Below are 10,878 nucleotides of genomic sequence, written 5' to 3'. Positions count from 1 at the left end.
AAGGTCCCGACTGGGGCGTGGCGTGCGTACGTTCGTTCCGTTCTCTCCGGACTGGTTCTCGTGCCACCTGTAGATGAACCGGTTCGACCGGTGATCGAAGGTTACGTTGACCGGAGGGGCGGGGATGCCGAACTCTTCTTGGGCCCACGCGATGACTGCGCCGGCCAGACCCTCCGGTTGGAAGTCGGCTTCGGAGAACAGCACGCGGTGGACGGTGACCACGGTGTGGTGCCCGGAACGCAGGGCGGCCTCGACTGCCTCTGCCACTGAGCACAGTCCTTGCCGCAGCCAGCTGGCTTCATCCAACGCGAGGCGCAGCCCCGAGCGGTCGGCGTGCGGGTGATTGAGGACCGGTGTGGTGTCCAGCCAGAGCCGGCCGGTGATCCGCTCAGAGTCTGGCGGAGGCTTCATCGCCGGCGTCGACTCTGCCGTGAGGTCGATGGCTATTCCCCAGGCGGGGCCCAGCACTCGATACGCAGTCGTGCGCATCAGCCGCCGGCAGGCGCGTTGCCCGTCGGGCGGGAGCCGGGGCCGGACCGGTTACTCAGCTCGACGCCCGTGCCTCCCAAGCCGCAGTAGCCGGCCGGGTTCCTGGCCAAGTACTGCTGGTGCCGGGCCTCGGCCGGGTAGAAAGGGAAGGCCTCGGCCGGGTGGATCTCCGTGGTGATGCCGCCGTAGCGTGCCTCGCTGAGGACCTTCTGGTAGGCGTCGCGGGTCTCCTCCGCCGCGGTCTGCTGGGCGGGGGAGTGGTGGAAGACCAGCGAGCGGCAGTGGGTGCCGATGTCGTTGCCCTGGCGGAAGCCCTGGGTGGGGTCGTGGGACTCCCAGAAGAGCTTGAGCAGCGTGCCGTAGGAGACCTCCGACGGGTCGAAGGCCACGCGTACCGTCTCGGCGTGGCCGGTTCCGCCGTCGGCGACCTCTTCGGAGATGGGGTGCGGGGTGAGACCGCCCTGGAAACCGACCAGGGTGGTCCATACGCCGGGCGTCCGCCAGAACCGGCGCTCGGCGCCCCAGAAGCAGCCCAGCGCGAAGTCCGCCAACTCAAGGCCCTCCGGGTAGGGGCCCAGCAGACTGTTGCCGAGCACGGCGTGGGTCTCCGGTACGGAGAACATCGGCTCCGTGCGGCCCGGCGAGGCTTCTGCGCGGGTGGGAAGGCGGTCGGTGAAGGCGTTCAGCATGGCTTCCGTCCTCGGTCGCGACCGTACGGGTGCGTCGGTGGCCATACTCCCGATCGGTCCGGAAGCGTGCAATGGGCACGGCAAGGGCTTGAGCCGCGACAGCCGCCGGGCCACGAGCCCGGTTCGCGGGTGGGATGCGGTCGGCGAACACGTTCAGCCTGGTTCTCCGTTCTCGTCGGTCAGCGCTCATCGACCGAGGCGAGGAAGTCCTCCAGCAGCGAACTGATGATGACTGGTCGCTCGAGTGTGCTGGTGTGTCCGGCGTCGGGCACCACTTCCAGGCGTGCCCCGTCGATGCCGGCCGCGATCCGTTCAGCCCTGGCCGGCGGAGTGGCGATGTCGGCCGCGCCGACGACGACCAGCGTGGGCAGCGCTATGTGCCTGAGTTCCTCCCGGACGGGTGCACGGTCCGCGACGCCCAGCACCGCCTTGCGGATCCCCGCGCGATCGCAACGCCGCAGGCGCCGAGTCCACTCGGCGATAACCGGTTCGCTCGCCGGAGAGGACAGGAAAGCCGCACCGAACATCAAGGGCAGCACCTTCCTCCGTACCGGGGTGATGCCGACGAGCCGGTAGACGGAAGCCAGGAGCCGGTACCGCCTGGCCTCAGCGGGGTCCTCCTCATCGGCGCTGGTATCCAGCAGGGACAGCGAGCGCAGCAGTTCGCCACGGCGGGCTGCGAGACGCTGTCCGACGAAGCCGCCCATCGACAGACCCACGAAGTGGACGGGGGCGAGGCCGAGTTTCTCGATGAGCGCCACGGCATCTCCCGCGAGGGTGTCCATGTCGTAGCCGGAGGGGGTGGCCGGTGTGTCGCCCTGCCCCCGCCAGTCCAGGGTGACGCAGCGGTAACGCCGCCGCAGGGCCTCGATCTGCGGGTGGAACATCCAGCCGCTGAACAGCAACCCGTGGCCGAACACGACGGTGGGGGCGTCCGGCCTGTCCGTGGGAGCTCCCGTGTCTGTGTAGGCAACCGTCGCGCCGTTGACCTGGAGCGTCGCCATCAGTGACTCCTTGTGAGGATCAGGTTGTTGCCGGGTGAGAGATCCGCCCGTCGCGATCATCCCGTTCGAAGGTGCTCCCGGACTCCATGGGAAGTCAATGGTGGGCGGTCACGTGCCGCGCCTTCGACGGGGCGAGGGGGCGGCGCATGCGGGCTCGGCGTGGGCGGGCGGCAGTCGGGTTCAGCCTGGCCGGTCAACGCCCCCCGCTCCGGCGCGATCCCACCAGCAGCAACCACTCGTCGCCATGACCCGCGCCCGCGACTGCTCGTGAACCGGCACGCTGCGACGCGTAAAGCCGGCAGTTCCAGCGTTGGGCTCATGCGCCGCAATGAATTCAGCATACGATGAATTTATGCGGATACTCAGACACGCCCTTGCGGTCCTGGTGGCTCCGGTGACCGTCGCGATCCTTGTACCGATCCTGCTGTCGATGGGCCCCGGGCCTGGCCGCCCTCGACTCCGGGGCGGGCCGTGTTCGGCACCCTCGGTGCCGTCTCCATGACGATCGGACTGACCCTGCTCGTCTGGACGATCGCGCTCTTCGATCGCGTCGGCGACGGCACCCTGGCCCCGTGGGACGCCCCGAAGAAGCTGGTCGTTCGCGGCCCCTACCTGCACGTGCGCAACCCGATGATCAGCGGCGTCCTGTTCATCCTCCCCGGCGAAACGCTCCTGTTCCGATCAACGGTCCTGCTCGTGTGGCTCGTGGGCTTCTTCGCCATCAACCAGACCTACATCCCGCTCTTGGAGGAACGCGGCCTGGAACGCCGCTTCGGCCAGGACTACGTGACGTACAAGCACCACGTCCGCCGCTGGCTCCCCCGATTCCGCCCCTGGCACGCCTTAGGAGTTCAGACACCCGAGTTTCGGACGCCCACGGAGTGCTGGCGGCGCTGGTGGTGTTCGCGCTGGTCCGCGGCCAGTTGTGGCTGGCGTTCGTCGTGATGGGGCTGCTCGGACTGGGCGTCGGCGCCTTCTCCGCCGCTATGCCGGCCGCGATCCTCGCCGCCACCCCGCCGGAAGAGACCTCCAGCGCGATGAGCTTCAACCAGGTCGTCCGCAGTATGGGCTTCTCCGTCGGCAGCGTGCTCGGCGGTCTGGTGCTCGCCGCCCATACCGGCTCGGGCGCGGCCTTCCCCGCTGAGCCCGGGTACGCCGTCGCCGCCTGGCCGGGGCGGCCTCGATGGCGGTGACGATCGTGATCAGCCTGGTGCTGCGGCGCACCGCCAATGCGCGCCCGTCTGATCTGATGCCCGCCCGTTGACTGCGGTCGCCCTCCGCGGTGCGTCCGAGGGCGCGCCGCCGCCCGGGGCGGGGGTTGACGCCTTCGGTGCCGCCGTTGTGTAAGGCAGGAGTCACGGATCCCAACACTCTGCAACCATTGCTAGCTCTCACATGTCTGGAACTGGTACGAGAAAGCCTGTAAGTCATCCTTGTAGGAGCTTCATTGTCATACCGGTTCAATCCACCTCCGTCCTGGCCTCAGCCTCCGCAAGGCTGGGAACCTCCTGCCGACTGGCAGCCGGATCCTTCCTGGCCGGATCCGCCTGCTGGGTGGCAGTTATGGGTGCCATTTGACACTGCGTCTGGTCATCCCCCGACCGTTCCTACGCCCTCGTCCCCCTTGCCCACCTACGGCGGATCGCCACAGGGGTCGGGAAGGTCCGACAACGGTTTTGGCGTTTTCGGGCGGAGGCGTAAGCAGGCGGAGGCAGGCGTCGAGCGGCTGACAGGCGAGCTGCAACGCTTGCATGCCGATTACGCCCGGCAAACGGCTGAGAAGGCTGCGCTGTATCAGCAACTGGCAAGCATCCAGGGCGAAGAGGCCGCAGACCTCGTCGTCGACACCGAGCGACTGCGCACTGCTTATCAGGAAGCCGACGATCTCCTACTCGTCAAGATCGATCGGGCGTCTGATCAGCTGCATGAAGCACTCAGCGATGAGCGGCGAACCTACGACGACTTGGTACGGCGAGCTGCGGACATCGAGGCTGAGACAGCAGGGATCCAGCAGCGTCTGGACCAACTTCGCAGGCAGGTCGTGCATACGGAAGACGCGGCGATGCTCCAGGAAGCCGGCATCTACGAGTACCGGCATCCGCTGGAGGATGCGGTTGCGTACAAGTCCGAGCTGAACGCATTGAAGGATCGCGTCAAGGCACTGGCCCGGGGGAACGGCGCGGTGCTCGCCGCCACCGACTGGCACGTCAACGGGTCTTTGGCCGACGGGCGGAAGATGGTGCGAGACTTCTCCAAGTTGATGCTGCGCGCCTACAACGCCGAAGCCGACAACGCCGTTCGAACCATGCGCCCGCACCGTCTGACCTCCATGGTTGACCGGCTGGAGAAGTCCCGACAGACCGTCGCTCGCCTTGGCGCCACGATGCACATCCGCATTGCGGACGAGTACCACCGACTACGAGTTCGCGAGCTGGAGCTGACCGCGGACTATCTGGCGAAGCAGGAGGAGGAGAAGGAGCGGCGACGTGAGTTGCGGGAGCGGCAACGAGAGGAGGAACGGCTTCAGCGCGAACTGGAGCGTGAGCGGAGCCGCCTGGACAAGGAGCGGCAGCATTATCAGGCAGCGCTGGAGCGGTTGCGCGCCTCCAGCTCCAACAACTCCGCTGGAGCAGCAGAGTTGCGGGACAAGCTTGCCGAGATCGAAGCCTCGCTGGCCGCGGTGGACGCCCGAGAGGCCAACATCCGCGCCGGCTACGTCTACGTCATCTCCAACGTCGGTGCATTCGGTGAACGCATGGTTAAAATCGGGCTGACCAGGCGTCTGGAGCCCATGGACAGGGTCAACGAGCTCGGTGACGCCTCCGTACCGTTCCGCTTCGACGTCCATGCTCTGATCTTCAGCGAGGATGCGGTCGGACTTGAACGCACACTTCACCAAGAGTTCGAGGACCGCCGCGTCAACCGCGTTAACCTGCGCCGTGAGTTCTTCTACGTGCGTCCGACGGAGGTGCGCAAGGCTCTGGAGCGGTTCGCAGGACAGCACTTGCTTGAGTTCAGAGAGGACTCGGAAGCACCGGAATGGAGAGCAAGTACGGCAAGTCCGTGACTCCGACACGTCACCTGGCGCGCCGAAGTCTGCAGTGCATCGGCTCGCAGTTTCATGCTGCCCGTATCCATCCATGGTGAAAGTGCCGATCCGGGGCTGCATGCCAGACATGGGCGGAAATCAGCTGTCCGGAGCGAACCTTCGACCCGGACAGCTCAGACCGCAAGGCCCGGGACGAAGGCAACGAGGCCGGAGAGGAAGCTTCCGATCCCTGCCAGCGTGACGACCGTGTGTGGAGTGTCGGAGAAGAAACCGGAGCAGAATTTCCGCATCTGGCGCCGATAGATCAGGAGCCGGAGATTGTCGTACGTGTGCCAGCGTACCTGTCGGCACCCCAGCAGCAGTCCTTTTGCGTTGTTCCGGCAACCCTCATCACGACCAGGTATGGGCGCCTTGCAGGAGACGGGCGCTTGCAAGGCGCACCAGACCAGCGTGGCGACGGAGAGCGTGAGGACAATTGCTGGACCGGCTACGGAGTTGACCCAGGCTGCGATGAGCAGCGCGAACGTGAGTACCCCCCACCAACGGCCGAGACCGCCGAGCTTCCCGTTCTTCGCTTTTCCCATGCCTCTGTGCATGCACTCAGGAGCAGACGGTTACTCCTCGTTGCGATGATATGGCCGGTTCTCGCGGGTTGCGGTCATTCCACCGGCGTGATCCCGGCCGGGCGGAGTCGCCGCCGAACACCGCGGAGGCAGGCGACGGAGTACGACAGGTACGCACCGACCGTACCGAGCGGCCGCGCCTGAGAGCAGATCAGAAGGGGTCCGTCGGATCAGCCGTCCGCCGGGGCGACTCTCCGGGGTAGGGCACGCCGATGCCGCAGTGCATCGCCTTGTCCAGGTACTGCTGGAACACCACTTCTCTCTGCGTAGAATATTAGTGACTCTTCGTAAGGGGTGGGAAGTGAGCGAAGCGGCACCAGTGATCCCGGTTGTCTCGTACGCCCGTATCTCCGCTGACACGGCCAGGGACGGCCATGGCGTCGAGGATCAGCACAAGGTTAACGGGGAGACGGCGGCCCGTCTCGGCTGGACGATCGTGCACCACTACACCGACAACGACCTGTCGGCGGCAAAGGCGACGGTGGTGCGTCCGGACTTCGAGGCCATGGTCAAGGCGCTCAAGTCGGGCCGCCTGCCGGACGAACAGCCCGTGCTCGGCGTGATCGTGGTCGCGGACGACCGTCTCACTCGCCGAGCGGGCGACTACGAGCGGTTCGTGGACGCGCTCACGTACGAGGAAGGACGGCTCTACGCCGATGCCAAAGGGTCGAAGAACCTCTACAGCGAGGACGTCGAGTCCATGGGTCTCTTCGGTGTCGTCATTTCCAGGATGGAGGTGCGCAAGATGCAGCGGCGTGCCCGCCGCTCACACCGTGCCCGTGCTGAACTGGGCATCCCGGTGGGCGGAAAACGCCCGTTCGGCTGGCAGGAGGACAAGCTCACGCTGGAGCCCGGAGAGGCGGCGTGGCTGGCGAAGGGCGCCCGGGAGGTAATCGCGGGCAAGTCCCTGCATTCGATCCTCCGCGAGTGGCAGGAGGCTGGCGTCCGTACGATCAACGACAAGGACTGGGCGAGCCGCTCGCTCAAACTTGCGTTGTGGAATCCGCGGCTGTGCGGCTGGCGGAAGCACAACGGCGAGTTGGTACGCGACGCCAACGGCGTGCCCGTTGTGGGCCTCTGGGAGCCCGTCATCACGTCGAAGGAATGGATGGCGATCGACGCCACCTTCTCGGCCCGTGTCGGTCCCAACGTCAAGGCTGACGGGTTGGTCACGGACTATCGCACGCCGTCATACCTGCTGACGGGAATCCTCCGATGCGGAAAGCCGCGCGAGGACGGGCAGATCTGCAACTCGCCCCTTCGGGCGTCCGCACGGGTGGGCCTCACCGGGGGCTACCTCTACCAGTGCCCCAGCAGGGAAATGGGCGGATGCGGGGGCACAGGACGCAATGGCGCCAAGATCGACGGGTTCATCACGGAGGCCGTACTTGCAAAGCTGGAAGAGAGGGCGGCCAAGGCGACGCGCACCGACGAGAAGTGGGGAGGGGAGCAAGAGCTGGAGCGACTGATGGTTATGCAGCGCAACCTGCTCCACGCATGGCAGGAAGACCAGATCTCGGATGAGCTGTTCTTCCCCGAGAACCAGAAGGTGGAAGCGCGCGTCAAGGAACTCCGTGCGGACAGGACTCGCCACGCCCTGAGCCAGCAGCGGGCTGCCGAGATTACCGGCGACGTGCGCGAGCGCTGGACCTCGGGCCTACTGGGCCTGGGGCAGAAGCGCGCTCTGATCAGGGAAGCGCTGCACGCGGTGATCGTGCTGCCGGTGGGGGGCGGAGGTCGCCGCCCGTTCAACCCTGACCTGCTGGTCCCGAAGTGGCGGGACTGACGGGGGAAGCCGCGTTCGCAATTCCTCTCGATCCGCTTGCGATTGACCTGATGGCCTGTCCGCGCAGCGCGCGTGCATGCGCGGGACGCAGACAGGCTTCTGGGCGCCCTACTTCGCCGTACCGTCTGGCGCTGGTACGACACCGACCGGGCAGGCCACGCCCGTGCCGCCAATGCCACAGTAGCCATTAATGTTGCGGTCGAGGTACTGCTGGTGGTAGCCCTCGGCCGGGTAGAAGGGGCGGTCGGTCGCGGGGAGGATCTCCGTGGTGATGGCGGCGTGGCCGGCCGAGGTGAGGACCTTCTGGTACGCGTCGCGGGAGGACTCCGCCGCGGACTGCTGGGCGGGGGAGGAGGTGTGGATCGCCGAGCGGTACTGGGTGCCGGTGTCGTTGCCCTGGCGGAAGCCCTGGGTGGGGTCGTGGGACTCCCAGAAGAGCTTCAGCAGACTGCCGTAGGAGATCTTCGCCGGGTCGAAGACGACGCGGACCGCCTCGGTGTGTCCCGTACGGCCAGAGCAGACCTCTTCGTAGCTCGGGTTCGGCGTGTGGCCGCCCTGGTAGCCGACGAGAGTCGTCCAGACGCCGTCCGTGCGCCAGAAGATCCGCTCGGCGCCCCAGAAGCAGCCCATCGCGAAGTCCGCCACCTCAAGCCCCTCGGGGTACGGGCCCAGCAGGGGGTTGCCGAGGACCGTGTGGCGCTCGGGGACGGTGAACTCCCGTTCGGGGCGGCCCGGCAGGGCCTCGTCCGGGGTGGGGAGGTGGTTCTTGTGGCTGCCGAACAGCATGGCTGCGCTCCCGTCCTGCGTTCTGCGTGCGTTCCGCGTGCGTGCTGGATACGTACCGTGTGTGCTGGTCAGACTGGTCAGACCTCGGAGCCGGACTTGGGAGGTGTCCCGTCCGGGCCCGGCGGGCGCTCCTCGAAGTCGACCTTCTTCATGTGCCGGTTCATCGACTTCATCAGCATCCACACCGCGCCGGCGAGCGCGGCGAAGACGAGGAAGCCGAGGACACCGGGGGTCACCTTGTTCTCGTCCAGCTCCTTCGCGAGGGGAAGGAGCTGGGCCACGGCCGTCTGCGTCGGGCTCATCGGGGTCATCCCTTAATTGTCGCGGATGCCCGCGAACAGGTCGTCCTCGGGGAGGGAGGTGTCCACGAGGGACTTCGCCAGCTCGTACTCCTCCGTCGGCCAGATCTCCCGCTGGATCTCGATCGGGACGCGGAACCAGCCGCCGTCGGGGTCGATCTGCGTGGCGTGCGCGATCAGAGCCTTGTCGCGGATCTCGAAGAAGTCGCCGCAGGGCACGTACGTGGTGATGTCACGGTCGCGGCCCTTTCCCATCGTCTTCCAGCGCTCCAGCCACTCCCCGTACGGGGAATCCAGGCCGCGCTCCAGCAGCCCGTTGTGCAGCGCCTCGGTGCGCGGGCGGTTGAAGCCCTGGTTGTAGTAGATCTTCTGCGGCTGCCAGGGCGGACCGGCCTCCGCGTACTTCTCCGGGTCGCCGGCCGCATCGAAGGCCGCCATCGAGACGGTGTGGGTCATGATGTGGTCGGGGTGCGGGTAGCCGCCGTTCTCGTCGTACGTGGTGATGACGTGCGGCTTGAACTCGCGGATCAGGCGCACCAGTGCGAACGCGGCCACGTCGATGTCCTGGAGGGCGAAGCAGTCCTCCGGCAGCGGCGGCAGCGGGTCGCCCTCGGGCAGGCCGGAGTCGACGAAGCCGAGCCACGCCTGCTTCACGCCGAGGATCTCCCTGGCCTCGTCCATCTCCTTCTTGCGCACCTCGTGGATGTTCGCCTCGATGTACGCGTCGCCCTGGAGCTTGGGGTTGAGGATGGAGCCGCGCTCGCCCCCGGTGCAGGTCGCGACCAGCACGTCCACCCCCTCGGACACGTACTTGGCCATGGTGGCCGCGCCCTTGCTCGACTCGTCGTCGGGGTGTGCGTGTACGGCCATCAGTCGCAGCTGGTCAGTCAAGACTCGGTCCTCGTTCACTCGGCACGGACGGCGACTCCTATAGTGACCGAATCGAACCCCGATGTATTCCTCGGCCCCTCCACATGAGACGCGACAGACAGGACCCGGCCATGGCTGACGTGCGAGCTTCGGCTCCGCTGCCCGAGGGGCGGTACGGGCGGCCGACGGGTGGCGGTGACCGGGACGCGCGCACCGACCGCCGGCTGAAGATCACCGGCGGAGTGCTGGGCGTGCTGGCGCTGGCGGGCATCGGCTGGATCGGGGTCGGCTACGTCTCCGGGCAGCAGCTGAGCGGTGAGATGATCAAGTTCAAGGTCGTCTCGGACCGTGCGGTGGAGGTGCACCTGGAGGTCCGTAAGGACGCGGACGCGGAGGGTGTCTGCACGTTGCGCGCGCTCTCGGAGAGCAGCGCCGAGGTGGGACGCAAGGACGTCACGGTCGAGGGCGGCGGCATCGGCGGGAACCAGGTGGACACGGTGGTCACCGTCCGGACGACCGGCCGTGCGACGAGCGCGGAGCTGGTCGGATGCGCGGCGCGGGAGCGCTGAACCGAAGATCGCCCGAGGGTCACTGAGGCCGCACTGAGCGTCGAACCTTCTTCCCTTTTCCGCCGGAATTGTTAGGCTCGTAGTTTCCGCTCCACCCTGTAGGCGCAGCCTCATGGGCAGGGCGATGTTTTATTTGTTCCAGTTTCCCAGTACCGACGAGGAGCACCTGTGACCCAGACCAGCGACAACGTCACCTGGCTCACCCAGGAGGCGTACGACCAGCTCAAGGCCGAGCTGGAGTACCTGTCGGGTCCTGCACGCACCGAGATCTCCAAGAAGATCGAGGCAGCTCGCGAGGAGGGTGACCTCCGCGAGAACGGCGGGTACCACGCGGCCAAGGAGGAGCAGGGCAAGCAGGAGCTGCGCGTGCGCCAGCTCCAGCAGCTGCTGGAGGCCGCGAAGGTCGGCGAGGCGCCCGCGGACACCGGTGTGGTGGCCCCCGGCATGGTCGTGACGATCGCCTTCGACGGCGACGAGTCCGACACCGTGACCTTCCTTCTCGCGTCGCGCGAGTACGCCAGCTCGGACATCGAGACCTACTCCCCGCAGTCGCCGCTGGGCAGCGGCGTGAACGGCAAGAAGGTCGGCGCGGAAGCCGATTACGAGCTGCCGAACGGCAAGCTCGCCTCGGTCAAGATTCTTGAGGCCAAGCCCTACCAGGGCTGAGCGGGGCTCGCTCCTGACGCGCCCGAGGGGCCGCGACCGGTCACCGGT

General features: G+C 67.0%; 13 protein-coding genes. 6 read left to right on the top strand and 7 right to left on the bottom strand.

The features are described 5' to 3' along the window. The 3 genes from ACRDP3_RS22555 to ACRDP3_RS22545 form a co-directional block, all read right to left on the bottom strand. Positions 1-489: hypothetical protein (locus tag ACRDP3_RS22555; protein WP_431518821.1), on the bottom strand; the 489-nt coding region annotated here is incomplete at its 3' end. Further along, on the bottom strand, positions 489-1,178 hold the full coding sequence (gene msrA / locus ACRDP3_RS22550; RefSeq protein ID WP_431518820.1) for a peptide-methionine (S)-S-oxide reductase MsrA: 690 nt from the start codon (positions 1,176-1,178) through the stop codon (positions 489-491). The genes msrA (ACRDP3_RS22550) and ACRDP3_RS22555, both read right to left, overlap by 1 nt. A gap of 179 nt (positions 1,179-1,357) precedes the next feature. After that, the gene (locus ACRDP3_RS22545; RefSeq protein WP_431518819.1) at positions 1,358-2,182 is read right to left on the bottom strand and encodes an alpha/beta fold hydrolase; all 825 of its coding nucleotides are present in this window, start codon (positions 2,180-2,182) and stop codon (positions 1,358-1,360) included. A 471-nt stretch (positions 2,183-2,653) separates the two neighbouring features. Here ACRDP3_RS22545 and ACRDP3_RS22540 point away from each other — a divergent pair, with 471 nt between their 5' ends. The 3 genes from ACRDP3_RS22540 to ACRDP3_RS22530 all read left to right on the top strand — a co-directional run bounded on the left by ACRDP3_RS22540 (position 2,654) and on the right by ACRDP3_RS22530 (position 5,249). Beyond that, positions 2,654-3,127 (top strand): methyltransferase family protein, encoded by a 474-nt coding sequence (locus tag ACRDP3_RS22540; protein WP_431518818.1) that lies wholly within the window; start codon positions 2,654-2,656, stop codon positions 3,125-3,127. Beyond that, on the top strand, positions 3,079-3,375 hold the full coding sequence (locus ACRDP3_RS22535; protein ID WP_431518817.1) for a hypothetical protein: 297 nt from the start codon (positions 3,079-3,081) through the stop codon (positions 3,373-3,375). Before ACRDP3_RS22540 ends, ACRDP3_RS22535 begins: the two co-directional genes overlap by 49 nt. A gap of 431 nt (positions 3,376-3,806) precedes the next feature. Continuing rightward, positions 3,807-5,249, top strand: a complete 1,443-nt coding sequence (locus tag ACRDP3_RS22530) for a DUF4041 domain-containing protein (RefSeq protein WP_431518816.1) — start codon at positions 3,807-3,809, stop codon at positions 5,247-5,249. 155 nt (positions 5,250-5,404) lie between these two features. On the opposite strand, the gene ACRDP3_RS22525 is transcribed toward ACRDP3_RS22530, so the two are convergent. Continuing rightward, entirely contained in the window at positions 5,405-5,815 is a 411-nt protein-coding gene (locus ACRDP3_RS22525; protein ID WP_431518815.1) for a hypothetical protein, read from the bottom strand. A 259-nt stretch (positions 5,816-6,074) separates the two neighbouring features. Here ACRDP3_RS22525 and ACRDP3_RS22520 point away from each other — a divergent pair, with 259 nt between their 5' ends. Next, complete coding sequence (locus ACRDP3_RS22520) at positions 6,075-7,640, top strand: recombinase family protein (protein WP_431518814.1); 1,566 nt, start codon at positions 6,075-6,077, stop codon at positions 7,638-7,640. Positions 7,641-7,748: 108 nt separating this feature from the next. On the opposite strand, the gene msrA (ACRDP3_RS22515) is transcribed toward ACRDP3_RS22520, so the two are convergent. From msrA (ACRDP3_RS22515) to mca, 3 genes are all read right to left on the bottom strand, one after another. Next, positions 7,749-8,426, bottom strand: coding sequence for a peptide-methionine (S)-S-oxide reductase MsrA (gene msrA / locus ACRDP3_RS22515; protein WP_431518813.1), 678 nt, complete (start codon positions 8,424-8,426; stop codon positions 7,749-7,751). A gap of 77 nt (positions 8,427-8,503) precedes the next feature. After that, the gene (locus ACRDP3_RS22510) at positions 8,504-8,728 is read right to left on the bottom strand and encodes a hypothetical protein (protein WP_431518812.1); all 225 of its coding nucleotides are present in this window, start codon (positions 8,726-8,728) and stop codon (positions 8,504-8,506) included. Between the two features lie 12 nt (positions 8,729-8,740). Beyond that, positions 8,741-9,616: a mycothiol conjugate amidase Mca gene (gene mca, locus ACRDP3_RS22505; protein ID WP_431518811.1), complete on the bottom strand. Its 876-nt coding sequence runs from the start codon at positions 9,614-9,616 to the stop codon at positions 8,741-8,743. A gap of 110 nt (positions 9,617-9,726) precedes the next feature. Here mca and ACRDP3_RS22500 point away from each other — a divergent pair, with 110 nt between their 5' ends. Both ACRDP3_RS22500 and greA read left to right on the top strand, forming a co-directional pair. After that, on the top strand, positions 9,727-10,164 hold the full coding sequence (locus tag ACRDP3_RS22500) for a DUF4307 domain-containing protein (RefSeq protein ID WP_431518810.1): 438 nt from the start codon (positions 9,727-9,729) through the stop codon (positions 10,162-10,164). Between the two features lie 168 nt (positions 10,165-10,332). Beyond that, positions 10,333-10,830 (top strand): transcription elongation factor GreA, encoded by a 498-nt coding sequence (greA, locus tag ACRDP3_RS22495; RefSeq protein WP_431518809.1) that lies wholly within the window; start codon positions 10,333-10,335, stop codon positions 10,828-10,830. Positions 10,831-10,878: the final 48 nt, after the last annotated feature.

Source organism: Streptomyces sp. (assembly GCF_050698815.1).
In the GTDB taxonomy this organism is placed as follows: Bacteria; Actinomycetota; Actinomycetes; order Streptomycetales; family Streptomycetaceae; genus Streptomyces.
The sequence above is the reverse complement of the archived record's forward strand: the minus strand, read 5'-3'. Positions and strand labels throughout refer to the sequence as shown.

Coding starts and splice junctions, on each gene's coding strand:
- msrA (WP_431518820.1), bottom strand. CDS start 1,178: ATGCTGAACGCCTTCACCGACCGCCTTCCCACCCGCGCAGAAGCCTCG.
- ACRDP3_RS22545 (WP_431518819.1), bottom strand. CDS start 2,182: ATGGCGACGCTCCAGGTCAACGGCGCGACGGTTGCCTACACAGACACG.
- ACRDP3_RS22525 (WP_431518815.1), bottom strand. CDS start 5,815: ATGGGAAAAGCGAAGAACGGGAAGCTCGGCGGTCTCGGCCGTTGGTGG.
- msrA (WP_431518813.1), bottom strand. CDS start 8,426: ATGCTGTTCGGCAGCCACAAGAACCACCTCCCCACCCCGGACGAGGCC.
- ACRDP3_RS22510 (WP_431518812.1), bottom strand. CDS start 8,728: ATGAGCCCGACGCAGACGGCCGTGGCCCAGCTCCTTCCCCTCGCGAAG.
- ACRDP3_RS22500 (WP_431518810.1), top strand. CDS start 9,727: ATGGCTGACGTGCGAGCTTCGGCTCCGCTGCCCGAGGGGCGGTACGGG.